This is a genomic window from Micromonospora chokoriensis, from assembly GCF_000718555.1.
In the GTDB taxonomy this organism is placed as follows: Bacteria; Actinomycetota; Actinomycetes; order Mycobacteriales; family Micromonosporaceae; genus Micromonospora; species Micromonospora chokoriensis_B.
In genome coordinates, this window is sequence record NZ_JOAN01000027.1 from 1 (window position 1) to 25046 (window position 25046).

The 25046-nt window shown below is 71.3% G+C and carries 21 protein-coding genes and 2 pseudogenes; 5 read left to right on the plus strand and 18 right to left on the minus strand.

The window, feature by feature from the left end; all coding sequences use genetic code 11:
• Nucleotides 1-120: 120 nt before the first annotated feature.
• The 3 genes from IF46_RS0128210 to IF46_RS0128220 all read right to left on the minus strand — a co-directional run bounded on the left by IF46_RS0128210 (nt 121) and on the right by IF46_RS0128220 (nt 2775).
• Entirely contained in the window at nt 121-735 is a 615-nt protein-coding gene (locus IF46_RS0128210; protein WP_030491429.1) for a bifunctional 4-hydroxy-2-oxoglutarate aldolase/2-dehydro-3-deoxy-phosphogluconate aldolase, read from the minus strand.
• Between the two features lie 67 nt (nt 736-802).
• Nucleotides 803-1828, minus strand: coding sequence for a sugar kinase (locus IF46_RS0128215; RefSeq protein WP_030491430.1), 1026 nt, complete (start codon nt 1826-1828; stop codon nt 803-805).
• A 95-nt stretch (nt 1829-1923) separates the two neighbouring features.
• A complete protein-coding gene (locus IF46_RS0128220) occupies nt 1924-2775 on the minus strand; it encodes a S1 family peptidase (RefSeq protein ID WP_030491431.1) in 852 nt (283 codons plus the stop codon).
• 172 nt (nt 2776-2947) lie between these two features.
• On the opposite strand from IF46_RS0128220, the gene IF46_RS0128225 reads away from it, so the two are divergent.
• Complete coding sequence (locus IF46_RS0128225; protein ID WP_051724231.1) at nt 2948-4129, plus strand: low temperature requirement protein A; 1182 nt, start codon at nt 2948-2950, stop codon at nt 4127-4129.
• 10 nt (nt 4130-4139) lie between these two features.
• Here IF46_RS0128225 and IF46_RS0128230 read toward each other — a convergent pair whose 3' ends face one another.
• The 13 genes from IF46_RS0128230 to IF46_RS0128290 all read right to left on the minus strand — a co-directional run bounded on the left by IF46_RS0128230 (nt 4140) and on the right by IF46_RS0128290 (nt 17858).
• A complete protein-coding gene (locus IF46_RS0128230; RefSeq protein WP_030491433.1) occupies nt 4140-4712 on the minus strand; it encodes a nucleosidase in 573 nt (190 codons plus the stop codon).
• A gap of 37 nt (nt 4713-4749) precedes the next feature.
• Nucleotides 4750-7329 carry a hsp70 family protein gene (locus IF46_RS0128235; RefSeq protein WP_030491434.1) on the minus strand — a complete coding sequence of 860 codons (2580 nt, stop codon included), beginning with the start codon at nt 7327-7329 and terminating at the stop codon, nt 4750-4752.
• Between the two features lie 102 nt (nt 7330-7431).
• Entirely contained in the window at nt 7432-7890 is a 459-nt protein-coding gene (locus tag IF46_RS0128240; RefSeq protein ID WP_198041560.1) for a GNAT family N-acetyltransferase, read from the minus strand.
• 43 nt (nt 7891-7933) lie between these two features.
• Complete coding sequence (locus IF46_RS33465) at nt 7934-8974, minus strand: OmpA family protein (RefSeq protein ID WP_051724232.1); 1041 nt, start codon at nt 8972-8974, stop codon at nt 7934-7936.
• Nucleotides 8974-9495, minus strand: a complete 522-nt coding sequence (locus IF46_RS34070) for a helix-hairpin-helix domain-containing protein (protein WP_084598087.1) — start codon at nt 9493-9495, stop codon at nt 8974-8976. Before IF46_RS34070 ends, IF46_RS33465 begins: the two co-directional genes overlap by 1 nt.
• A 480-nt stretch (nt 9496-9975) precedes the next feature.
• On the minus strand, nt 9976-10683 hold the full coding sequence (locus IF46_RS0128255) for a RibD family protein (protein ID WP_030491438.1): 708 nt from the start codon (nt 10681-10683) through the stop codon (nt 9976-9978).
• Entirely contained in the window at nt 10680-11363 is a 684-nt protein-coding gene (locus tag IF46_RS0128260) for a GTP cyclohydrolase II (protein ID WP_030491439.1), read from the minus strand. Before IF46_RS0128260 ends, IF46_RS0128255 begins: the two co-directional genes overlap by 4 nt.
• Before the next feature lie 58 nt (nt 11364-11421).
• Nucleotides 11422-12360, minus strand: coding sequence for a lysylphosphatidylglycerol synthase transmembrane domain-containing protein (locus tag IF46_RS0128265; protein ID WP_051724233.1), 939 nt, complete (start codon nt 12358-12360; stop codon nt 11422-11424).
• A gap of 66 nt (nt 12361-12426) precedes the next feature.
• Nucleotides 12427-13245: a class I SAM-dependent methyltransferase gene (locus IF46_RS0128270; protein ID WP_030491441.1), complete on the minus strand. Its 819-nt coding sequence runs from the start codon at nt 13243-13245 to the stop codon at nt 12427-12429.
• Nucleotides 13242-14288: a glycosyltransferase family 4 protein gene (locus IF46_RS0128275; RefSeq protein ID WP_030491442.1), complete on the minus strand. Its 1047-nt coding sequence runs from the start codon at nt 14286-14288 to the stop codon at nt 13242-13244. The genes IF46_RS0128270 and IF46_RS0128275 overlap by 4 nt, the downstream gene beginning before the upstream one ends.
• Complete coding sequence (locus IF46_RS0128280) at nt 14288-14686, minus strand: 6-pyruvoyl trahydropterin synthase family protein (RefSeq protein ID WP_030491443.1); 399 nt, start codon at nt 14684-14686, stop codon at nt 14288-14290. The genes IF46_RS0128275 and IF46_RS0128280 overlap by 1 nt, the downstream gene beginning before the upstream one ends.
• A gap of 2 nt (nt 14687-14688) precedes the next feature.
• On the minus strand, nt 14689-15672 hold the full coding sequence (locus IF46_RS0128285) for a zinc-dependent alcohol dehydrogenase (protein ID WP_030491444.1): 984 nt from the start codon (nt 15670-15672) through the stop codon (nt 14689-14691).
• Nucleotides 15673-15812: 140 nt separating this feature from the next.
• Nucleotides 15813-17858, minus strand: coding sequence for a protein kinase domain-containing protein (locus tag IF46_RS0128290; protein WP_084598095.1), 2046 nt, complete (start codon nt 17856-17858; stop codon nt 15813-15815).
• A 284-nt stretch (nt 17859-18142) separates the two neighbouring features.
• Here IF46_RS0128290 and IF46_RS35335 point away from each other — a divergent pair.
• Nucleotides 18143-19468: pseudogene (locus IF46_RS35335) on the plus strand (collagen-binding domain-containing protein); the annotation flags it as partial.
• Between the two features lie 111 nt (nt 19469-19579).
• The gene (locus IF46_RS35555) at nt 19580-22951 is read left to right on the plus strand and encodes a DUF7507 domain-containing protein (RefSeq protein ID WP_420063599.1); all 3372 of its coding nucleotides are present in this window, start codon (nt 19580-19582) and stop codon (nt 22949-22951) included.
• A gap of 70 nt (nt 22952-23021) precedes the next feature.
• On the opposite strand, the gene IF46_RS32920 is transcribed toward IF46_RS35555, so the two are convergent.
• Both IF46_RS32920 and IF46_RS35680 read right to left on the minus strand, forming a co-directional pair.
• Complete coding sequence (locus IF46_RS32920) at nt 23022-23618, minus strand: hypothetical protein (protein ID WP_332261507.1); 597 nt, start codon at nt 23616-23618, stop codon at nt 23022-23024.
• Nucleotides 23615-23767 (minus strand): hypothetical protein, encoded by a 153-nt coding sequence (locus IF46_RS35680; RefSeq protein ID WP_332261508.1) that lies wholly within the window; start codon nt 23765-23767, stop codon nt 23615-23617. The genes IF46_RS32920 and IF46_RS35680 overlap by 4 nt, the downstream gene beginning before the upstream one ends.
• Before the next feature lie 469 nt (nt 23768-24236).
• Between IF46_RS35680 and IF46_RS0128310 the strand changes: the two genes are divergently transcribed.
• Entirely contained in the window at nt 24237-24650 is a 414-nt protein-coding gene (locus IF46_RS0128310; RefSeq protein ID WP_030491446.1) for a carboxymuconolactone decarboxylase family protein, read from the plus strand.
• 180 nt (nt 24651-24830) lie between these two features.
• Nucleotides 24831-24917: pseudogene (locus IF46_RS35795) on the plus strand (hypothetical protein); the annotation flags it as partial.
• Nucleotides 24918-25046: the final 129 nt, after the last annotated feature.

A 25046-nucleotide genomic window follows, 5' to 3' on the forward strand; every position in this document is an offset into this window, starting at 1 on the left:
GACTTGTGGTGCCCGACGTCAGGTGAAATACGGCTTTCACACCCCACCACAACTCCATGATCGACGCGGCCGGGGCGGGCGGGGAAGGGCTACGCGGGGAGAGGGCTGGGCGGGGAGGGGTCAGGTCGTTGGGGACTTGGCTAGTAGTTCGGCTAGGCGGTCTAGCTGCGCCGGGTCGGACAGGGCTGAGCCGACGGCCACCACGCGTACGCCTGCTCTTAGGAACGCTCCCGCGTTGCCCGCGTCCAGGCCGCCGGTCGCGACGAAGCGCAACTGCGGCAGCGGGCCGGCCACGGCCTTGAACCAGGCTGGTCCGAGGGAGATCGCGGGGAACGCCTTGAGCCAGGTGAGGCCGTGCCGCAGCGCCTGCTGGGCCTCGGTGGGGGTGGCCACACCGGGCAGGTGCGGCAGGCCACGCGCGGCGGCGGCGTCGGCGACCGCGAGGTCCAGGCCAGGCGCGACGGTGAACCGGGCGCCCGCGTCGGCCGCCGCGGCGACCTGCTCGACGTCGAGCACGGTGCCGGCACCGACTATCCGGTCGCGCTCGGCCCCCGCCTCAACGGCGGCCTTCAGCGATGGCACCGCGTCGGCGGTGGCCACCGGGACCTCCACCACGTCGATGCCGAGATCCCAGGCACGCCCGGCGAGCCGAACGGTCTCGGCGACCGGCAGGCCGCGCAGGATCGCCATCACCCGCGCGCCGCCGAAGATGTGGTCGAAGTCCAGTGTGGTCATGGTGCACTCCATCCGAGGTCACGGTGAAACTGTTGCCGCTGACCGGGTCGAAGCCCGATAGCTCGACTCAGGTAGTCGCCCGTAGCTCGCTCAGGTCGAGCGGCGACCAGGCCTCGGCGGGGGCGTCGATCAGCTTCTCGAACCAGGCCCACGCCGGCACCGGGGCGTTGTCGCCGCTGCTGGTCAACGCCTGCGCCGCGACGAGATGACCGAGGCGCAGCCGCCGCACGGGGTCGAGGCCGCGCAGCAGCCCGGCCAGGTAGCCGGCGGCGAAGGCGTCTCCGGCGCCGACCGGCTCCACCACCGGCACCCGGGGAGCGGGCACGAAGACCGGTTCGGCGTCGCGCAGCAGCGCGGTGGCACCCACCGCGCCGTCCTTGACCACCACCGTCTCCGGCCCGGGCAACACCCGGCGTACGGCCGTCGGGTCGGTGCAGCCCCACAGGGTTTGCGCCTCGTCCTGCCCGACGAAGACGAGGTCACAGCGGTTGGCGAGGTCGCGCAGCACCGGCGCGGCCTGCTCGGCCGACCACAGCCGGGCCCGGTGGTTGACGTCGAAGCTGACCAGCGCCTCCGCCAGCGGCCGGTCGGTCACCGCGTGCTCGACAAGCGCCCGGCAGGAGGCGGAGAGCGCCGGTGTGATCCCGGACAGGTGCAGCACGCGGGCACCGACCAGGCCCGGGTCGGCAAGCGTGGCGGGGTCCATCCGGGCGGCCGCCGACCCAGCCCGGTAGTAGTGCACGGCCGTCCCCTGCGGGGCCGGGTCCTTGACGTACAGGCCGGTGGGGGCGGTCGGGTCCACGCACACCTGGTCCACGCGGACGCCGGCGGCGGCGACGTGCCGGACGACGGCCCGGCCGAAGGGGTCGTCGCCGACCCGGCTCACCCAGGTCACCCGGTGCCCCAGGCGAGCCAGGTAGCCAGCCACGTTGGACTCCGCGCCGCCGACCGAGATGGCGACCCGTTCGGCATGCTCCAACGACTCACCTGGCACGGGGCAGAGCACCACCATCGTCTCCCCCACCGCGGCCACCTCGACCGGCCGGAAGCCGGCCGGGGCACTCGCCTGGTCAGGACGGAGATCGGTCGGCATCGGGCACACGTCCTCGCGGCGGGGGTCCTGGGCGACGCCGAGCCTAGGTGTCCCGCGCGGGAGCGGGCAACCCGTCGTACGTCACATGTTGGCGCTCAGGGCAACGTCAGCCCGTACGCGGCCAGCACCTCCGCGATCGGCTGGTAGTAGGTGGTGCCGCCGGCGGTGCAGTTGCCGGTGCCGCCGGAGAGGATGCCGAGGATGGTGCCGGTGGACGCCACGTAGAGCGGTCCGCCACTGTCTCCCGGCTCGGCGCAGATGTTGGTGCGGATCAGGCCGTAGATCACGCCGGTGGAGTAGTTGACGGTCTGGTTGAGGCCGGTGACGGTGCCGCAGCGCACCCCGGTGGTGGTGCCGCTGCGGCACACCGCCTGACCGATGTACGCGTTGCCGGGCCCGTTGATGGTCAGCAGGCCGGGGTAGGTGTAGACCGCGCTCGGATGGGCGATCCGGCCGGTGTAGCGGATCAGCCCGTAGTCGTTGGTGGGGTAACTGGTGGCGGTGCGGGTGCCGAGCACGGTGCTCTGGGCGCTGTCGGCGTACCAGGTGGCGGCGGCGATGGTGCAGTGCCCGGCGGTGACCACGTAGTAGGTGCTGCCGCTGCGCACGTTCGCGCCGAGCGAGCAGCGCGCGCCGCCGCCGTAGATGCCCTGCCCGCCCGCGATCAGGGGGCGCAGCGTGCCGGGCTCGTGCCGTAGCAGCACCCTGGCCCGGTCGGCCACCGCCCGCAGCGCCGTGAGTTCGGCGGGGGCCACGGTGTCGTCGACGGTGAGGGTCATCCGGCCGGTGGCGGGGTCGAGACCCCAGGCGGTGCCCGCGGTGCGTACCCCGGCCAGCACGGCCGCCGGGTCGGCGGAGGCCCGGTCGGGGACGGCGGCCTGCGCCGCGCCAGGCGCGACGAGCAGGAGAGCGGTCAGGACGAGGGCGATCAGCGGGAAGCGACGCATCCGAACCTCCGAAGAGATCGAGATTGATGGATGCGGTCAAGCATCGCCCGGTGTCCGGCGCGGTGGCAACCTCCAGCCGCCCTCTTCCCCACCCGGCGGGAATCACCGATCCGGGGACGGCCCGCGCCGACACCGCCGATAATTCCTCGGGAGACGCGGCGGGAGGCCGGGCATGACCACCAAAGGGAATGCGGCGCTGGTACGCCGGCTGGACGGGTCGACCCGGGCAACACTGCTGGAGTTGCTCTTCGACGTAGTCTTCGTGGCCGCCCTCGCACTGACATCGAAACTGTTGTCCGAAGAGCTCTCCTGGTCCGGCGGTGCCAAGCTGCTGCTGATGCTGACCGCCGTCTGGTGGACGTGGTCGGTCACCACGACCACGACCGAGTTCTACGATCCGCAGCAACGCCCGATCCAGGCCATCCTGATGATCGCCATGGTCGGGTCGGTGGGGATGGCGGCATCGCTACCGATGGTCAGCATCGGGCACCTGCTGCTCTTCGTGATCTCGTACGTCGGCACGCACGTGATTCGCTGCATCATCCTGGTGACCGCCTTGCACCGGCAGGGGCACCGGACGGCCAGGGAGCGGGCCACCCGGTTTCTCTTCTGGTTCACGGTGTCCGGCGTCTTCTGGGTCCTCGGTGCGCTGTCAGAGACTCCGAACTGGGGGCTCTGGACGATCGCCATAACGATCGACCTGGTCGCCGGGGCAGCCCGCTACCCCACACCCTGGCTGGGCCGGGTGCCGCTCGTGCAGTACGGACGGACCACCGAGCACCTGGGCGAGCGGTACCAACAGTTCATTATCCTGGCCCTCGGCGACATCATCCTGTTGCCGACGCTGCAGGTCAGCCGGGGCCATCTCGACCACCTCCGGCTCGCCTCCCTGCTCTGCGCCTTTGCCACCATGCTGCTGCTCTGGCAGATCTACGTCTTCCGCGCCGGCGAGTTGTTGGTGGCGGCCGGGTCCCACGGGAGCCGGGCAACGCGACTGGCCCCGTTCACCCATCTGGTCATGCTGGCCGGCGTGGCCAGTACTGCCGCCACCTTCGACCTGGTCGTCAGCAGGCCGACCGGAACGACGCCGGTGCCGTGGCTCGTCCTGATCATCACCGGCCCGACGCTGTTCGTGGTCGGCCGCGTCCTCTTCACCCTGGCGGTGTCGTGGGTCATGCCGTGGCGGCGAATTGCCTGGCAGCTCCTGCCGCTGCTGGTGCTGCCGTGGGCCGGCGGCTGGCCGCCGGTGCTGGTAGCCACGATCGTGGCGCTCGGGTTGGCCGGTCACATCTTGTTTCCCGGAGCGGCCCGGGAGACCACGCCGGGCCTGCGGCTGCGGCAACCCGACGACTGACCTGGCACGCTCAGCCGACGTGTCGACCGACCCACTCGGCGAGGTCCCGCGCGCACGCGTCCACCGACTCCTGCCAGGTCCGGGCCGCACCCTCCCCGGCCTCGTCGCTGACCTGCTTGACCAGCCGGCACGGCACGCCGGCCTGCGCGGCGGCCCAGGCCACCGCGTACCCCTCCATGTCGACCAGGTCGGCGCGCTGCGCCAACCGGTCACGCGCGGCGTCGTCGGCCACGAAGGTGTCACCGGTGGCCAGCACCGCACCCTCGGTGGCCAGCGACAGCGGCGCCCCGTAGGTCTCGCCGGTGAGCGTCCGCAGCAGGTCGGTGTCCAGGTCGTGCTGGAGCACGGTGGCGACCTCGTGGATGCCGGTCCACCCGGGGCGCAACGCGCCGGCCGTACCCAGATTGAGCAGCAGGGAGGGTCGCGGCCCGGCGGCCAGCACGGCGGCCACCGCGCTGGCGGCGTTCACCTTGCCCATGCCGGTGAGCAGGACCGGCAGGTCGGGCGGCAGGTAGCACGCCTCCTCCCCGACGGCGAGCACCACCAGCGGACGATCGGCGCGGACCGTACCCCGAAGAATCACCGGAGCATCGTACGAGTCGGCCCGTCGGCCGCTGACATCAGTCGTCGGTGAAGCGGTACAGCACGAAGTCCTTCTCCGCGCCACAGGCGATCACCTGGGTGTTCCACGAGCAGGATGAGCTGCGAACATCCTTCAACTCGCCCAACTCGTCGACCTCCCCGGACTCGGCCCACACGCCGGCCAGCACGCGGTTGTCCGCGACCACGCTGGGCGCCTTGGCGAAGACCAGCAGGTTGCCCTCGTCCAGGCGGACCCCCACCCCGTCCCGGTCCCGTAGCACCGGCTTGCCGGCGGCGTCGTACAGGGTGACGGACGGCTGCGGGGACTCCCGCTGGGCAAGCACCTGCTCACCAAACGGGACGAGGCCGGTCACGCCCGGCGTCGACCACTGGATCGAGCGCTCACCCTCGGTGGCCGCCACCACCTCGGTGCGCTCGGCGTCACTGTTTGGCACCTGCAACAGGCACGCCCGCCGCGCACCGCACGCCACCAGCTCCTTCGGGCGGTACTCGTCGTTCCCGGAGCGGTGCAGCACCACCGGCTCGGCGTCGGAACCCAGGTCGTACGCCAGCAGTTGGTAACCACCCTCGTTGGCGGCCACGTACAGGCGGTCCTCGTGCGCGACCACCAGGTCGTCGAGGTCCGCGACGCTGCCCCACTGCCGCAACACCGCACCGGATGCCATGTCGAGCAGCCGCACCGACCGGTCCGCACCGACCTGGACGAGTCGCCGCCCCTTGCCCGCCCACGGGTTGCGAGGCGTTCCGTCGAGGAAGGCTGGCCCGCCCGCCGCCTTCTCGGTGCCCACCGGTCGGACCACGGTACGGGCACCGGCGTACTGGTCGCGGGGGTTGGGCTGGGTCCACTTCGCCGAGCCGTCGGTCAGGCGCAAGCCGACCAGTTGGTCCGTGGCCCGGTCCACCAGCACCGCGGTGTCGTCGGCGAAGAAGACGTCGTCGTCGCCACGGACCGTGCGCTGCCAGCGCTGCTCGCCGGACCGACCGTCGAGGACGGCCAGCGGACGGGGAGTGCTGTCGCCCGACGCGTCGGCGAGGACCGCGACCGCTCCGGGGACGGCGATGATCGCATCCCAGTCGTCGGCCCGCACGTCGGTCTGCTTACGCCACAGCTCGCGACCGTTGACCGCGTCGACGGCCACCACCTCCAGCCGGTCGTCCGGCAGCGGAAACGCGAGGTAGGCGCGGTCGTCGAGCACCGCCGTCCACATGCCGGTCGGCCGCTCGGCGCCGGCCGACGGCCGGGACAGCTCGCGTAACGTCCCGAACTCCAGATCGGGGTAGCGGTCCCGGGTCAGGTAGAGCGTGGTCGCGGTGGCCACCCCGACCAGGGCCAGCACCGCGCCGAGCACCACCCAGCGCGCTCGCCGCCACCGCGGCACACCGGCCGCCGAGGGCGGAGTGACGGGGCTCGGCGCAGGCGGACTCACCGGACTCACCGCGCTCGGTGCGGGTAGCGGTTTGCGCAGCGGGAGGTCGGTCAGGGCGCCCTCGGCGACAGGTAACTCCGGCTGGTCCAGCACCGTCGGCGCGATCCCCAGCTCGGCGTGCAGCATGCGAGCCACCAGCGGGATCCGTGACGACCCGCCCACCAGGAACAGCCCGGCGAGCTGATCGGGGCGAAGGCCAGCGGCGGCAATCACCTCCCGGGCCCGCTGCACCGCCCGGTGCAGCAGCGGCGTAGCCACCCGCTCGACGTCCGCCCTGGTGAGTTGGACCGTCTCGGCCACTCCCGGCACCGCGACCGGCGCGACCGCAGACCGGGACAGGGTCTCCTTCGCACCTCGTACCTCGTCGGCGAGCCGCACCTGGTCGCGGCGCTGCGCCGGATCCGCCGGTCGGGTGAGCCGGGCCCACTGGGCGGCGTGCCGCGCACCGACCAACTCGCCGACCCGCTCCACAAGCGCGGCGTCGAGGTCCAGCCCGCCCAGGTCGGGCAGGCCGCCGTCGGCGACCACGCTGAAGCCGGAGTCACCCCAGGGGTCCGCACCCTCGTTGCGCAGCACCGCGACGTCGAGGGTGCCGCCACCGAAGTCGAACACCGCAATCGCGCCGCCGACCGGCACCGGACGGTGCAGCACTTGCGTGTAGTACCGGGCGGCGGCCACCGGCTCCCGTAGCAGCCGAGTGCCCAGCGGCGTCGGCCCGGACAGGGTGTGCTCCGCCGCCTGCGGCCAGCCCGCCCGCAGCAGCGCGTCGGCGAGGACCTGCCGGCGCGTCGCGTCCCAGGCGGCCGGGCAGGTGAGCACGGCCGGGGGCAGGAAGCCCACAGCGTCTACCGCGGCCCGCGCGACCGAAGCCAGCACCGCGGCGAGCAGATCCGCCGGCGGGTACGCGTGCTCGCCGAGCCGTACGGTCGGCTCGTCCACCCGACGCTTCGGGTTCGCCTCGAACCGGGCCGGGTCCGCCTGCGCCAACCGTCGGGCGTCCCAGCCGGTGTGCAGGGTGCCGTCCGGGTCGGCATAGACGGCGGAGGGACTGAGCGGTTGACCGTCCATCAGCAGCGGACGGGTCCGCCCGTCCGGCCAGCGCAGCACCGCGACCGTGTTGGAGGTGCCGAGGTCGACGCCGAGAGCGAAACCCTCGTGCTGGCCTGCCATTGCCCGATACCTCCGCCGCGACGAGGGGAACTCGACTGCGCATCGTACGCACGCCGCACCGCACCGCTGATCACACGGTCCGGGGTGGTCGGTGACGTCCGGTCAGTGAGTGGAGTGGGCGCCAACGACCTCGTCCGCGCTGGTCTCACCGGTCAGTTGGAAGCCGAGTGTCAGGTAGAACTGCTCCGGGCCGTCCGGCCCCGGCTTCCACGTCGTGTAGACGCGGTCGTGCCCACGTCGGCGGGCCTCGTCGCGGACGGCCTGCACCGCGAAGCGGCCGTACCCCCGGCCCTGGTGGTCGGCAGCGATGTTCAGCCGCCACAGGCCCGAGCGCAGATCGTCGGGCTGGGCCGGGTCCCACACGATGTCGAAGAAGCCCATCAGGAAGCCGACGATCTCGTCATCCTCGACGACCAGACGCGGCCACGCGATCTCGGGCTGCGCGTACGCCTCGGCGAGGGACCAGGCGACCGGAGTGCAGTAATTCTCCTGGTCGGGTCGCACGGCCAGCCGGCACGCGGCCTCAACGTTGTCCTGAGTGATCTTCACCAGTCGCGGCACGCCCGTCACCTTAGCTCCGTAACAGGCGTGCGGCCCGACATCGTCATGAGCGACCGTCACCGGTGAGCAGCTCTACCCGTCGATTCTCGGCGCGGTTGGCCGCGGAGGTGTCGGGGACCTTGAGCCGCGTCTCCCCGTACCCGGTGGCGGTGAGCCGGTCGGCGGCGACGCCGTGCGCGGCCAGGAAGTCCCGCACCGCCTCGGCCCGCGCGCGGCTGAGAACGAGGTTCGACTCGGCCGAACCGGTGGCGTCGGTGTGACCCTCGATCCGCAGCCGGGTGCTCGGATTGGCCTTGAGGAGCCAGCTCACCGTGACCAGGCTCGCCTTGGAGGTAGTGGTGAGTGAATCACCGCCGGAGGCGAAGGTGAGCTGCGGCAGGTCGCGCAGTTGCTGCGCAACGTCCGGAATCGCGAGCTGGTCGACGACCGGAGCGCCGGTTGCCCGAGCCGCCGTCAGCACCGTGTTCTTGTGCGCCTCGGAGGAGACCGTGCCACTCACGGTCAACGTGCCGCCGTCGAGCCGCACCGTCGCACCGGTGGCGCGGTGGCCGATCGCGCGCAGCACGTCCGCCAAGCCGGGTAGCGCGGCATCGGTCACGCCGGCGTCGACCGTGAGGCGGTCCTCGACACTCTCGGCACCGAGGGTGGCGGCTGCGCCGACCAGCGCGGTTCGCGCGCTCTCGCTGGGCACGGTGCCACTGACCGATGCCGTGCCGTGGCCCATCACCACAAGCGCCGACGGTGGTACGAGCACCGGCTTCGCTGGCGCGGGAGGCACCTGCGCTTCGGCGGCCCGTACGCCTTCCAGCGGCCGGACGATGTCGAGCGCCTGTTCCGCTTCGGCGGGCGAGCCCGCCGTGAGCCGTCCATCGCGGCCGGTGAAGGTGACCCGCACGTCGGAGAGGCCGGCCGAGTGCAACGCCTGCGTCGAGCGCTGGGTCAGATCGGCCTCCATCCGGTGCCGGTTCGGTAGCTGCTGCGCGGTCATCAGCACACCCAGACCGAGCACGGCCACGATCAGGCCGACCAGGGGCCGGAAGCGGCGCTTGTTGTTCGACTTGTTCAGCTTCCAGTTCTGCAGCATCAGGCCCGCCCGGTGTCGCGGCCGGCCACCAGCAGCTCGGTGAGCTCCAGGAAGCCCTCTTCGTCGCCGTCGGCGAGCAACTGCGCCTGGCGGCCCCAGGTCACCAGGCTGGGGGCGAAGGACAGGCCTGCCCGTTCGATGGCCGCGCGGCGGGTGGTGTCGTCGGCCTCGGCGAGCTGACGGAAGGTGCGGATACCGGCGGCACGCAGCGCGTTCGCCATCTTCGGGCCGATGCCTTCGATGCGCTCCAACTCTTCGCGGGGAGGCTCGACGGGCTCGGTTCGTGGGGGTTCGACGGGCTCGGCGAGCACGATCTCAGGGTCGGACCTACGCGGTTCGGCGTGCGGGGTTGGCGTCATCGCAGCGCTCGGGGCCGCCTTCCTGGTGGGCTGCGGCGCGGACGTCGTACCGGACGAGGGTGGTGCGGTCTTCCGGTTTCCCCAGACGAGCCAACCGACGAGCAATCCCAGCAGAAAAGCCGCCAGGATAATGAACAGCGACTGGTTGACGAACCAGGCCACGTGAAGCCTCCAGAATGGATGTGCAAAGAATGCGCGCGCTCAAACGTCCGCGCGCAGATACTTGATCATCCTAAGTGGAGGGTTGCGATTTAGGAAGCCGACAGCATCGCGAGATGATCACAATTGAATGAACGTCAGTGGGGCGAGGTTTGAACGGTTGCGAGCCCTCCACAGCCGAGGCTGAATTCGCATTCCGTAACACCCGGGCTACCCAATGAAGTGGCAGCTCAAGGTGTGCCCCCAGTCACGCTGCCGCCGCCAGAAATCAGCCGCAGTTGACCCCGAATCCCGTTCCAACAATGGGCTACTATCCCTCAACCGCAGGCGTGTTTCGGCCTGCCGGGCATGGCCGGGATAAGCGTGATGCCTGTGGGTCATCAAGATGACTCACAGGCATCACGCTCAACGGAGTAGCTGGCCCCAGACGCAATACCGCCGAGGCATCTGGGGAGCCCGGCCAGCGCCACCAAGCCGGTGGCGTCAGGCCTCGCCGAAACGGTCGGAGAGGGCATAGCGCAAGAGGACCACGTCGCCGATCTGCCGGGCCTCGGCGAGCCGGGCCCGGTGGCCGGGGTGCCAGGGGAAACGGCCCTCCCCCACGAACCGGGGCGCACGGCCGTCACCGACGAAGAACGGCGCGACCACCAGGTGCAGTTCGTCCGCGAAACCGGCGGTGAGGAACTGGGCGTGCACCGTCCCGCCGCCCTCCACCATCAACCGCCGTACGCCCCGCGCGGCGAGGTCGGTCAGCAGCCACCCCGGGTCGACGGGCTCGCCCGCGTCGATCACGGTGGCCACTCGACCAACACGTTCCTCGGCCTTCTCCAGCGCGCCGGTGGCGCAGTAGACGAGCCGGACGCCGTTGCCGGCGGTGAAGAACCGGGCGGTCGGGTCCAGGTCACCCTTTGCGGTCATGGTGACCTTGGCGGGCGAGTCGGGTCGACCACTCGCCACCCGCTCGGCGCGGCGACTCGAGGAGCGCACCAGCAGCCGAGGGTCGTCGCGGCGGACCGTGCCGGCGCCGACCAGGATCGCGTCGCAGCTTGCCCGGACCGCGTCGACCCGGTCCAGGTCGTCCTCGTTGGACAGCAGCAACCGCTGGTCGGAGGCGTCGTCGATGTACCCGTCGATCGAGGTTGCGCAGCTCAGCAGCACGTACGGCCGGGGCCGCTCCGGCAAGCAGCTCATCGGGAGACGGGCCGGTCGAGAGTACGGCCCGCAGGCGGATCGGTCGCCTCGATCTCGGCCGCCTTGGCTGCCTTGGCCGCCAGGTAGTCGGCGTTGGCCGGCGAGAGAAAGACGCTGGTGAGCACCCGTTCGGCGACGTCCACGCCCAGCCGGGTCAACTGCTCGGCCTTGTCCGGGTTGCTGCTCAGCAGTCGGACCCGCGGCACGCCCAACGTGGCCAGCATCTGCGCGGCCGCGGTGTAGTCCCGCTCGTCCTCGCCCCGGCCCAGCGCGACGTTGGCCTGGTAGGTGTCCAGCCCGGCGTCCTGCAACGCGTACGCGTCGAGCTTGGCGTACAGGCCGATGCCACGGCCCTCCTGGCGCAGGTAGAGCAGGAAACCACCGGTCTCGGCGATCCGCTGCACCGCCTCGCGCAGTTGCGGCCCACAGTCGCAGCGTTGGCTGCCGAACACGTCGCCGGTTAGGCACTCGCTGTGCGGACGGACCAGCGGGGCTTCTCCCCCGGCGGCGAGCCGATCCAGTGCGCCCGCCCAGTCGCCGAGGCCGAGGGCCAGGTGCTCCCGGCCGTCCACCAGGCCCTTGAACGTGAACACACGCACGGTCGTGGTGTAGCCGTCCGGAAACGCCAGCGGCACCGTGACCTGCGTACGGATCGTGGCAACCGGCAATGCTTCGGGCATGGGACTCCTCTGTCCAGCGCCACCGCCCTCCGGCGACGCGTACGGTCTCACAACCGACTCAACAGCCGCCGGCGGGGGCGGCTTCCCGGGCGGCGGCCGGGATCCGACGCCGGCGGGCCAGCAGCACGGCGGCGCCGGGCAGGCTGGCCACCAGCACCAGCGCACCGTAGACGGTGGCGGTGGCGACGCCCTCGGCCGCGCTGAGGCCAGCCGCGCCGAACACCCACGCCGCCACCCCCTCGCGGGGCCCGAAGCCGGCGACGTTCAGCGGCAGACCCATGGCCAGCAGGGCGAGCAACGTCAACGGCAGCAGTCGGGACAGGGAGGCGTCCGATCCGGCGGTGCGCGCCGCGACCAGGAAGGTGGCCAGGTGACCGGCGACCATCACGGTCGAGGCGACCAGCACACCACACCAGGTACGCCGGGCCAGCAGCCCTGAGCGCACGTCCGCCACGGCGGTGCGCAGTGCCGTCGCCCAGCGCGACCCGCCGGCGTTCGGGACGACCCTGGCCAGCAGCACGACGACCAGCCCGGCGGCGATGACCAGCGCGGCGGCTACCGGCAGGTACGGCCGCACCGGGGACGGGAACGCCGCGAGCACGACCAGCGCGACTCCGACCAGGACCACCTGACCGGCGGTACGCTCCCAGACCACCGCGCGGATGCCCCGGCTGACGTCACCGGCGTCGCGGCCGTGGCGTACTGCCCGGTGCACGTCGCCGAGCACCCCGCCGGGCAGGGTGGCGTTGAGGAACACGGCCCGGTAGCAGTGCGCCACCGCCGTCCCCAGGGGCAGGCGCACGCCCAGCCCGCCGGCGACCAGGCTCCACCGCCACGCCGCGCAGACCGTGGTGAGCACCCCGATGACCAGCGCCGCGGCCAACGCAGGCGCGTCGATCAGTCGTACTCCGGCGAGGAACGGGCCGCTGCCCACCTGCCACAGCAGGACGGCGAGCAGACCCACCCCGCCGACCACTCGTGCCCAGGCCCAGAACATCGGCGCCGGCCCTCCCCTTGAAGATCGTCCACTTGCCCTAGTGCACGTACCCAGGGCGTGAACGGTTCACCCACCGGCGAGAAGGTCGGTGTGTTCGACAAGCACGGTGAGTCGACCGGCCGCCGCGTCGGCCAGCCGGCGCCGGGCGTACGCCTCGGCGGGGCCGGCCAGGTCGGGACACTGCTCGCAGGCCGCCCCCAGCCAGCCCCGGAACCACTCGGCGACCAGGTCGGCCTGGTTCGGGCCGAGGCGCCACGGGCTGGGCCGTTCCCGCACGTCGACGCCGCGCCGGGCGAACGCGGCGGCGGTGGCGGCGACGGCATCCGGGCCGAGCAGCCGCCGGCCGTCGACGGTACGCCGCTGGTGGTCGTTGAACGCGGCTTCGACCGCCTCGTCCAGCGGGTCGGCCGGGCTGAGCCGGACCCGCCCGGTGACCGAGATCGCGAAGAGGGTGGGCAGGCCGACGCAGGCGTCCACCACCCGTTCGACCTCCTCGGCGGTGAGCATGTCCAGCAGCGCGGAGGCGGTGACCAGGGCACCGTCGGCGAGGTCGTCGGCGGTCAGCCGGGTGAGGTCGCCGCACCGGGTGTGGACGCTGACCGGTGCGCCGTCGGCGGCGGTCACCCCGGTCATGCCCTCGGCGGCGCGGGCCAGCAGGTCGGCGTCCCGGTCGTGCAGGACCCAGTGCTGCGGGCCGGGCAGCCGAGCCGCCAGCCAACGGCTCATCGAGCCGGTGCCGCTGCCCAGGTCATGGATCACCGTGGGGCCGGCACCGGTCAGCCGGGGGCGGACGGCGTCCAGCAGGTCCTCGGCGCGCGCCGTCGCGTCGGCCGGCTCGCGCAACCGTAACCAGTCCGCGAACGGCAGGGTCTCCTCGACGGTCATTCCGCCACCTCCTTCAGCACGCCGGCCAGCAGCGCGGTGGTCACCGGCCAGTCGGTCAGGGTGTCGCGCCGGGCCAGAGCGGCACGCCGCAGTCGGGCCCGCAGCTCGTCGTCGCCCCACCACCAGCTCAGCGCGCCGGCCAGGGCGGCCGGGTCGTCCGGTGGAACCAGCAACCCCGGCAGGTCACCATCCGGGGTGCGGCCGAGCGCCTCCGGCACACCGCCCACGGCGGTGGCCAGCACCGGCAGGCCGCGAGCCAGCGCTTCGGTGACGACCATGCCGTACGTCTCGCCTCTGGACGGCAGCACGAGCAGGTCAGCGGCGGCGTACGCGGCGTCGAGCGCCGCACCGGTCAGCGGGCCGGCCAGCCGGACCCGGTCGGCGAGGCCCGCGCTGGCTAACCGGTCGCGCAGCTGGCGCACGAGGTCGGGCTCTCGGGCCAGCGTGCCGGCGCAGACCAACGTCCACGGCGCCTCGGCCACCACGGGCAGGGCGTCGACAAGCACGTCGTGGCCCTTGTGGCGGGTGACCGCGGCCACGCAGAGCAGCCGGCCGCCGTCGGCCGAGCCGGGGGGCACCGGCGGCGCGGGCGTCACCCCCGGCGGCGCGACCCGGACCCGGTCGGCGGGCAGCGGATAGCGGGCCAGCAGACGGCGGCGGGTCCACTCGCTGGTGGTGACGACGGCCCGCGCGGTGGCCAGCGCGCGGGCCTCCGCCTCGTCGTCGCGCGGCAGGTGCACCAGGACCACCAGGCGCAACCGGCGGGCGTGCGGGGCGAGCAGGTCCGGCACGGTCGAGGCGATCAGGCCGTCGAGCAGCACCACGGCGTCGGCCGGCGTGGCGGCCAGCAGCGCGGCCAACCGTGCCCGGTCGACTGGGTCGGCGTGCGGCCACGCGCCAGGCACCGCGTGCTCGTGCACCGCCCAGCCGCGCTCGCCGAGCCCCGCGCAGATCCGCCGATCGTAGGAGTTGCCCCCGCTGGGCGTGGCGGGGTCGTCGATGTCACCGGGCAGCACGACGTGCACCGTGCGGCCCGCATCGATCACAGCGACCGCTCGTAGCTCGCCCAGGCGATGTGCGACTCGTGCAGGGTGACCGTGATGCCAGTCAGGTCGCGTGCCCCCGCGCCCAGCTCACCGGCGTGCACCCGCTCGACCAGCCGGTCCGCGACCGTACGGGCCAGCACCTCGGTGGTGGTGTTCACCCCGGCGAAGGCCTGCTCGTCGTCGAGGTTGCGGTAGGTCAGCTCGCCCAGCACGACCCGCAGCTGCTCGGTGGCCAACCCGATGTCCACCACGATCCCGTCGGCGTCCAGGTCGGGCCTGCGGAACGTCGCGTCCACCACAAACGTCGCGCCGTGCAGGCGTTGGGCGGGGCCGAACACGTCGCCTCGGAAACTGTGGGCGATCATCATGTGATCCCGAACGGTCACGCTGAACACGGTCACTCCCCGTCGTCGTAGGTGATGAGGTGGCAGAGGGCGGGCAGGTCACCCGAGCTCAGTTTGGCCAGTACGTCGGGCAGCTCCGCGAACCTCGACGCGCCGGTGATCAGCGCGTCGAAGGCCGGGTCGTCGAGCAGGTCCAGGGCGAGCGCCAGCCGGTCGGTGTAGCTGCGCCGCCCGCGCCGGGCCGGTGCGACCATGCCAACCTGACTGCTGCGTACGGTCAGCCGGCCGGAGTGGAACGCCCCGCCGAGCGACACCTGCACCGGGCGGTCGCCGTACCAGCTGAGCTCGATGACCGTGCCCTCCGGCGCGAGCAGGTCCAGCGACTGCTGCAGGCCGGCGGCGGTGGCGCTGGCGTGCACCACCAGGTCCCGGTCACCGCGGGCGTCGGCTGGGCTCGCGAAGTCGACGCCGAGCGCCCCGGCCACGCCGGCCCGCCGCGCGTCGGTGTCGACCAGCTCGACCTGCACGCCGGGGAACCGAGCGAGCAGCGCCGCGACGCAGGAGCCGACCATGCCCGCACCGATCACGGTGACCCGGTCGCCGACCAGCGGCGCCGCGTCCCACAGCGCGTTGACGGCGGTCTCCACCGTGCCGGCGAGCACCGCGCGGGCGGCCGGCACCCCCTCCGGCACCGGCACCACGGCGGTGGCGGGCACGACGTACGCGCTCTGGTGCGGGTGCAGGCAGAACACCGTCCGCCCGAGCAGGTCCGGTGGGCCCTGCTCGACCACGCCGACGCTGAGGTAGCCGTACTTCACCGGGCCGGGGAAGTCGCCCTCCTGATACGGCGCGCGCATCGCGGCGTGCTGGTCGGCGGGCACCCGGCCGGCGAAGACCAGCGTCTCGGTGCCCCGGCTGACCCCCGAGTAACGGGCCCTCACCAGCACCTCGTCGGGCCCTGGGGTGGGTAACGACACCGGCCGGATCTCGGCCGCGCCGGGCTCACGCACCCAGCAGGCGTACGCCTCGCGGATCACCGTCGCGCACCTCACCTCTTGCTCCGGGCCGAACCGAACGGCCGAGTGTCCCGTGTCCCCGGTCAGGGTCGTCGATCATAAACACGGAGCAGCGGTGCCCACAGTTCGACGTGGACACCGCTGAGGCAAACTCCCGAGCGTCAGCTATAGATCTTGAGGGCGTCGACCATGCCGAACTTGGCCGTACCCCGGTTGACGATTTTGATCGTGTGCTGGCCCGCGGCGAGCCCGGTCTTCTTGAAGACGACCTGCTGGGTCTGCCGTGGCTTGGACTCGTCCAAGGTCAGGGTGACATGGGCCTGGAGCGCGCCGTCGATGTACACGTCCACGTTTCCGATGTCCGAGTTCCGTTCGGACACGTATGCGACTCCGGTGCCGGTGAACGTGTACTGCGCGCTGGCCCCCGCCTCGAAAGTGATCCGCACGTCCCGCTGGTAGTCGTCGACGGTGCGCGTGGCGAAGTAGGTCCAGTCACCCGTGTAGGTCAGCGCGGTGTCGTTGACCCAGGTCTCGGTGACGGTTCGGCCGCTGCTCTGCGTCGGCTTCACCGAGGGGGTCGTGCTGGTCTGCACACTCGGCGTCACGTCGACGTTCGCGCTCTTCGCCGGGCGGAACCCGCTGCTGATGCGCTGCCACACCGCCTCGCTGTCCGCCCAGGCAGCCTCGGGCGTGGACCAGTCGATCGTGTAGCCCAACTGCTTCGTGACGACGACCGTACGGCGACGCGTGTGCATCGCCTCGTTCGCGGCGGTGGTGTGGGTGAACTCCCAGTCGGCGCCGCTCAGGTAGAGGTCCACGGGGGCGAGCCCCACCCGCTGGTAGCCCCGGTACTGCTTGTCGGTCGACCGAGCCTCCTCCTGTGCGTCCAGATCGTCGAGCGCATTGGCCTTGGGAGAGTCGCTCTGACTGATCACGAGCACGCGGTCACCGCCGGGCTCCCGGAACTCGACCTTGCCGTTTCGCCGGCTGACCTTCCACCCCTGCGGTACGGGCAGGGTGAACCCGCTCGGGTCACGGTGCGTGGTCCAGGTGAGCGAGGTGCGTGGCTCCGACGTCGCACCCGGACCGGCCGGCTGCTCGGCACCGGGAGAGAGACTCCCCGGGGCGGTCGGCACCGCGCCGCCCGCATCGGCCGAATCGCGGGTCGCCAACGGAATGCCCACCGCGAGACCAATCACCACGACGGCGGCGACACCGCCGAAGAGCCATTCTCGCCGGATGCCACCGATCGTCTTGGCGGCGGGCTTGGCGGCGGGCTTGGCGGCGGGTGCCGAGTCGGTGGTGGGCACCGTGTCGGCGGAGTCCGCAATTGATTCGCTGGGCGCCCCGAGCATCGTCAGGATCGGCAGCGAGTCGCCCGGTCGTGACTCACCATCCTCTGCCTCCACCCGACCGGCCTGTGGCTGACCGGCCTGCGAGAGGCCGTGGGTCGACTCGCGGATCACCTGGTGGAGCATCTGCTCGGCGGTGCTGGCATCGATTCGTTCGTCCGGATCCTTGCGGAGCAGCCCTTCCAGCACCGGGGCGAGCGGGCCGGCGTTCTTCGGCACCGGCGGAGGCTCGGTGGCGAGCGCGGCGATGCTCATCGCACTGGTCGGGCGGGCGTACGGCGACCAGCCCTCCACCGCCGTGAAGAGGGTGACGCCGAGCGACCAGAGGTCACCCTCGGGGCCTACCACGCCCAGCGTGGCCCGCTCCGGGGAGACGTAGGCGGGCGAACCGAGGACGATGCCCACCAGGGTCAGCTGCGGGTCGTCGGCGGCGGTGGCCAGACCGAAGTCGGTGAGCACGGTCCGGCCGTCGTCGGCGAGGAGCACGTTGGCCGGCTTGACGTCGCGGTGCATGATCCCGGCACGGTGGGCCGCCTGAAGAGCGGCGAGCACTCCCAACCCGATCTCGGCCGTCCGGGCCGGCGAAATCGGCCCGTCGTCGGCGATCACCTGTTGCAGTGAGCGCGACGGGACGTACTCCATGATGATCCAGATGTCACCGGCGTCGCCAGCCAGCGCGTCGAAGAGGCGCACGGCGTTCACGTTGTCGAGCTTGGCGATCGCCCGCGCCTCGCGCAGCGCGCGTACCCGTAGCTCGTCGCGAGCCTCGTCGGTCAGGCCCGGTGGGATCACCATCTCCTTGATGGCCACCTCGCGGTCGAGCATCTTGTCACGGGCTTTCCAGACTCGTCCCATTCCGCCCTGGCCGATGACCTCCACAAAGTCATATCGGCTCGTGACGACGAGTGATCGCGATTCCTGCACGGCGTAGAGTACCCGCACTTCACGTTCGGCGACCTGACCGGTTGGCGGGCTGTGATCCAGGTCGGACGCTCCGGGGTACACCCCGTCGACTCCGCTAAACGGACAAAAGCGCCATAAGCCTCTTTTCCCCCGATAAGCTCCCCTGGCACATTCGAACCAACGGGGGCGTGATGAGGATTTCGTGGTGGGGTAGCCGCAGGTCACGGGCGGCGGCGATGACCGCCGTCGCGGGCGTGCTGGCGGTCAACGGTCTGCTGGTGCCGGCACCCGCCGCGCCCACCCGGATCAACCCGGCGCTGGCCGCCGTCGACGAGGCCATCGGCCCGATCGACCCGGTTGCCGCGGCGCTGAGCTTCGGCGTGATGACCGAAGGCGACGCCACGGTCAACAACGACGAGAACGAGGGAACCCTCGCCGTCGGCGGCGATCTCACCTTTGGCACCTACCAGTTGGCCGGAGCGACCGCCGGGTCGTTCGTGGTACCCGGCGACGCCAACCCGAGCGCCCTGGTCGTGGGTGGACGCGTGAACTTCGCCGGCAGCGTCGGCGGCAGCCGCCTGCAGGTGCTCTCCAACGGCTACGCAAAGGTCGGCGACCTCACCGGCACCTTCGTTCGCGACACCGACAACAACGGCGCACAGGTCAACACCCGGATCCTGCCGGCGAACGACTACGACGCCTCGCCCCGGGTGGAGCTGGTCACCCGGCAGCCGGTCCCCAGCGTCGGACCCGCCTCGCCGATCAACTTCGCCGAGGCCTTCGCCTCCTTCCGGGACACCACGGCCGGGCTGGCCACCTGCGACAACACGGTGGTGCTCCGGACGCCGAACGGCGACGTGCTGCCCCGACCGATCCCGCCGGGCAGCAACGCCGTCGTCACGTTGACCCCGGGCGTGACAAACGTGCTCAACCTGAGCGCCACCGACCTGGCCAACATCGCGATCCTGACCTTCGCCAGCCAGCCGACCGCCGACACCCCGTTGCTGGTCAACGTGGACACCAGCGGGGTCGGCAACACGTTCGCCTGGACCGCCCCGAACTTCGCCGGGATCGGCGGACCGCAGGCGCGCTACATCCTGTTCAACTTCCCGACCGCCACCGCGCTCACCCTCACCCCGAACGCCGCCACCGTCGAGGGCACCATCTACGCCCCCAACGCCAGCCTTACCGACCTCTCCTCCAGCAACACCGAAGGCAGCGTCATCACCCGTACGCTGGACCACCGCGGCGGCGAGATCCACTACTTCCCGTTCAGCACCACGCTCGCCTGCGAGGGCGCCACCCCTGCCGACATCGCCCTGATCAAGTCGTCGACCACCACGCTGATCAGCAGCGTCGGTCAGCAGGTGCCGTACTCGTTCCACGTGGTCAACACCGGTGGCGTCCCGCTGACCAACATCTCCGTCACCGACGTGCAGACACCGCCGTCGTCGAACGCCAACCTCGGCCCGATCACCTGCGCCGCCACCACCCTCGCCCCCGGCGCGCAGACCGCCTGTACGGCCACCTACACCGTCACCCAGGCCGACCTGGACAACGGCGGCGTCACAGACGTCGCCACCGCGCAGGGCAGCCCACCCACCGGTCCACCGGTCGTCTCCGATCCGGAAACCCTGACCATCCCGGCGCAGGGCCTCACCGCCGCCATCACGGTGTTGAAGTCGTCCACCACCACGTCGATCACGTCGGTCGGGCAGCAGGTGCCGTACCGGTTCCTAGTCGCCAACACCGGCGGCCTGACCCTGAGCAACGTGGCCGTCACCGATGTGCAGACACCGCCGTCGTCGAACGCCAACCTCGGCCCGATCACCTGCCCCGTCACCACCCTCGCCCCCGGCGCGAGCACCACCTGCACGGCCACGTACACCGTCACCCAGGCCGACCTGGACAACAACGGCGTCACAAACGTCGCCACCGCGCAGGGCACCCCGCCCGGCGGCGGTACGCCGGTCACCTCACCGCCCTCCACACTGACCATCCCCGAGGCCGGCCTGATCGCGTCGATCGCGATCATCAAGACCTCGACCACCCCGTCGATCACCACAGTCGGCCAACAGGTGCCGTACTCGTTCCACGTGCTGAACACCGGCGGGTTCACCCTGACCGGCGTGAACGTGACCGACGTGCAGACACCGCCGTCGTCGAACGCCAACCTCGGCCCGATCACCTGCGCCGCCACCACCCTCGCCCCCGGCGCGCAGACCGCGTGCACCGCCACCTACACCGTCACCCAGGCCGACCTGGACAACGACGGGGTCACAAACGTCGCCACCGCGCACGGCACCCCGCCGGGCGGGGGTACGCCGGTCGACTCGACGCCCGCGACGCTGACCATTCCGGAGACCGGCCTGGTCGCCTCCATCGCGATCCTGAAGACCTCCACCACCACGTCGATCACCACGGTCGGGCAGCAGGTGCCGTACCAGTTCAACGTCGTCAACACCGGCGGGTTCACCCTGATCGGCGTGACCGTGACCGACGTACAGACACCGCCCTCGTCCAACACCAACCTCGGCCCGATCACCTGCGCCGCCACCACCCTCGCACCGGGCGCGAGCACCACCTGCACGGCCACCTACACCGTCACCCAGGCTGACCTGGACTTCGGCTCGCTCCGGGACAGCGCGACCGCGCAGGGCACGCCGCCCGGCGGCCGGCCGCCCGTTCAGTCGCCGCCGGCGACGCTGACGATTCCGAGTGACGTGGTCATCCCCGGCATCTCACTTGTGAAGTCGTCAACCACCACGTCCATCACGTCGGTCGGGCAGCAGGTGCCGTACCAGTTCCTGGTGGCCAACACCGGCGGCGTGACGCTCAACAACGTGAACGTCACCGACGTGCAGACACCACCCTCGTCGAACGCCGACCTCGGCCCGATCACCTGCGCCGCCACCACCCTCGCCCCCGGCGCGAACACCACCTGCACCGCCACCTACACCGTCACCCAGGCCGACCTCGACAACGACGAGGTCGCCGACACCGCCACCGCACACGGCACACCGGCAGGCGGTGACAACCCGATCGACTCGGCACCCTCGGCGCTGATCATTCCGGCGGCCGATCTGATCCGGTCGATCTCGCTGCTGAAGTCGTCCACCACCACGTCGATCAACACGGTCGGGCAGCAGGTGCCCTACCGGTTCCTGGTGGCTAACACCGGAACCGTGACACTGTCCTCGGTGAACGTCACCGACGTGCAGACGCCGCCGTCGTCCAACGCCAACCTCGGTCCGATCACCTGCGCCGCCACCACCGTCGCCCCGGGGGCGACCACCATCTGCACCGCCACGTACACCGTCACCCAGGCCGACCTCGACAACAACGGGGTCACCGACGTCGCCACCGCACACGGCACACCCGCCGGCAGTGACACGCCGATCGACTCGCCGCCGGCGACGCTCACCATTCCGGACGCGGGGATCGTCGCCGCCATCCAGATCGTGAAGACCTCCACGACGGTGGCGATCACGATGGTCGGACAGCAGGTTCCGTACCGGTTCCACGTGGTCAACAGCGGCGGGCTCACGCTGACCAACGTCAACGTCACCGACGTGCAGACCCCGCCCTCGTCGAACGCCAACCTCGGCCCGATCACCTGCGCCGCCACCACCCTCGCCCCCGGCGCGAGCACCACCTGCACCGCCACCTACACCGTCACCCAGGCCGACCTCGACAATGGCGGCGTCACCAACGTCGCCACCGCGCACGGCACACCGCCGGGCGGGGGTACGCCGGTCGATTCGCCGCCGTCGACCCTGACCATCCCGGAGACGGGGCTCGTCGCCGACATCGAGGTGATCAAGTCGTCGACCACCGTGGCGATCACCGCGCCGGGACAGCAGGTGCCGTACACCTTCCTGGTGGTCAACACCGGCGGCTTCACCCTCACCAACGTGACCGTCAACGACACCGTGCTGCCGCCGTCCCTGCGTGGTGTGCTCGGGCCAATCACCTGCGGTCCGCAGAACATCCCGAACGGTGCGGTCACGCTCTCGCCGGGCGCCTCCATCCAGTGCCGGACGATCTACACGGTGACTGCGGAGGACTTCGCCGGCTCGTCGCTGCGCAACGTCGCCACCGCCACCGGTACGCCGCCGTTCGGGCCACCGCCGGTCTCACCGCCGTCGCCACTGGACATCCCGATCCCGCACCCGTCGATCGCCATCACCAAGTCGGTCACGCCGACCGTGGTGTCCGCCGCCGGTGACGTGGTCACCTACCGATTCGTGGTGAGCAACACCGGCACCACCCCGCTCAGCGCGGTGACGGTCGACGAGACCGACTTCTCCGGCACCGGCACACCCGGGGCGATCACCTGCGGCACGCCGCCGGTGGCCAACGGCGCGGTCACCCTGCCCGCCGGGGGGAGCACCACCTGCACGTCGACCTACGCGGTCACCGCGGCGGACATCGAGGCCGGGCGGATCACCAACACGGCGGTCGCCGCCGGTACGCCGCCGACCATCCCCGGGCAGGACCCACCCGCGCCGGTACGCTCCGCGCCGGCCTCCGCCGAGGTCACGGCCACCCGGGGCGCAGCGATCACGGTGGTGAAGTCGAGCAGCACCGACAAGATCAGCAAGCCGGGGCAGCACGTGCCGTTCCAGTTCGTGGTCACCAACACCGGTCAGGTACCGCTGACCGGGGTAACGATCACCGACGCCCTGACCGCGCCGGCCTCGGCGGCCAACCTCGGCCCGATCACCTGCGGTCCGGAACGGGCCCCGAACGGCTCGGTCACCCTCGCGGCCGGCGCCGCCGTGACCTGCACGGCGACGTACACGGTCAGCAAGGCCGACTACCACCACGGGTCGCTGCGCAACACCGCGACGGCGACCGGCACCCCGCCGGACGGCCCCGCGCCGGTCTCGCCCGAGTCCACCATCACCATCCCGGTGAAGGGCAAGCTCCCGGTGACCGGAACGTCGTTCCCGGCCGGGCTCTGGATGGGCGCCGGAGTGCTAGCGGTGCTCCTCGGCGCGGCACTGCTGCTGGTCGTCCGGCAGCGCAGGCTCCGCGCCTAGCGCGGACCTGAACGCGAGGGTCGGACCGGAGGGGAACCGGTCCGGCCCTCGCGGCACGTCACCCCCACGGCTACGACGGTCGACGTCCCGCGTCGCCATGAGGTTTGACTCTGACCGTCGCGGTGCCATCGCGCGTGCCGTCCCTGGCGATCGGGTAGCCGATCGCGGCAATGTCCGCAGCCAGATCGGCGACGGTGAGCTGGGGATTCAAGGCCCTTGTCACGGTGTCGGTGAGCGGTCGATGGGCGACGATGTGCTCGACCGCCGCCCGATCCACCGCCATCTCGTAGTAGTCGACGGCGAACTCGACGAAGTGATCGACGATGTCGTCGAACAGGATGTCGAGCATGCCGGACCCGTCCGGGCCATTGTGGTCGTACGGCCCGAGCAGTGGTGGGAAGGTGATGCCGTCACCGGCGTGCCAGCGGTCATCCTCCACCAGCCGCCACAGCACGGTCGTCGCGACGAGTTGCCCGTTCTCGTCGCAAAAGGCGGGTTCCGTCAACTGCGGACGTAGGACCGCCGGTACACCGTCGACCAGGCCCGGCCACAGCTCGTGGTCTGGATGACCGTACGGCGACATCGCCGACTCATGATCGAAGAGTCGGATGAAGGCACCGTCAGCGCTGAACACGACGGTCCACTCGTCGCCGCTGCCATTGCTCATCGACGCCGCCTCGTCGGGCCCCAGTTCGAGGTGTAGGCGTAGTAGGGGTCCCCGCCGTCGATGATGCGCTCGATCACCGCCAAGGCCTTGCAGCGCTGCCGCAGCAGGTCGATGTCAGGAAGTTTGGCGGCGACGTCATGTGCGTTCACCGGGTCACCCTAGTCAGGATCCAGCCGGGCTAGATCACTGCTTGTCGGACGCCGCCGGGCGAGCGCGCACGTGCAGCCGCTCCCCCTGCGGCCCGAAGTTGTATGCCGTTCAGTGCGGTTAGGCGCTGTCAATGCAGTTCAGTGCTTCCGTCTGCTCCCCAAATATCGACACGACACCGCCGGCAGCCGTCAGCGAACACGGTCAAATTGATCAGCGCCTGACACCCTTGGGCCGGGCCGACCTCCCGCTTCGAGGTGCCATCGCGACGCCGCGCAGGCTGAGGTGAGCGCGTCGGCCTCGTCTCGGGCGGCGTCCTGGTTCGGCAAAGCAGCTCGGAGGACCTCTTCCTTGATCTCACCGGCCGCGCCCCCTAACGACTGACGCGCGAGACGCGACCCGTTTGTCCGGCACGGCAATGGGTACCCGCCGGTCCGGCCGACAGGACGATTGGAGAGGTAGGGCGTGACCATGGCGGGAGACGAGCAGTACGAGCGGGGTCTTGAGGCGCTACGACAGGCCGACGGCGGCGCCGCGCAGAGACTCCTGGAATCCCTCGCCGACGTCTCACCCGAGCTCAGCCGTCGCTCCGTCGCCTGGTCCTACGGGGATCTCTACGTCCGGCCCCAGCTCGCGCGCCGGGACCGGGAGCTGCTCACCCTCGGCATTCTGACCGGCCTCGGTGATGCCGGGGCCCAACTAGAGGTGCACGTCAACGGGGCACTCAACGCGGGCCTGACGCCGTCGGAGATAGTCGAGGCGCTGCTGCAGGCGGTGGTCTACTGCGGCGTGCCGCGGGCCGTCAACGCCACGCTCGTCGCCAAGAAGGTCTTCGCAGAGCGCAACCTGCTCCCTGTCCCGGCAAGCCCCACCCCGGCCGGCTGACCTCGCCGTCGTCGCGCTGCCGGACACACCTGCCGTCATCTCCACCCTCTGGGTCCGTCCCCGACGGCGCAATGAACGAAGGCCATGTTCTGCCAGTGCTCGAGCGCCATGACGAAGTTGCGCACCGTGTTCTGAACGTCCATACGACGCCCTGTCTAGTCTGCGAGAAGCCCTTACTGCCGGCGGGCCGAACAGGCGTTGGTGCCGGTGGTGGCGACGACGTATCTGCTCGGGGTGTCGAACCGCCGGGTGGAGAAGTTGGTCGAGCAACACGCCGCTGTCGGGATCTGCTCAGCGGCATAAGCAGGTGTCGCCCGACCGACATCCGGAAACATCATGGCTGACACCTTCGGATCCGCCGAAGAGGCCTCCAGCCTGAAGGGCCTGCTCAAGACG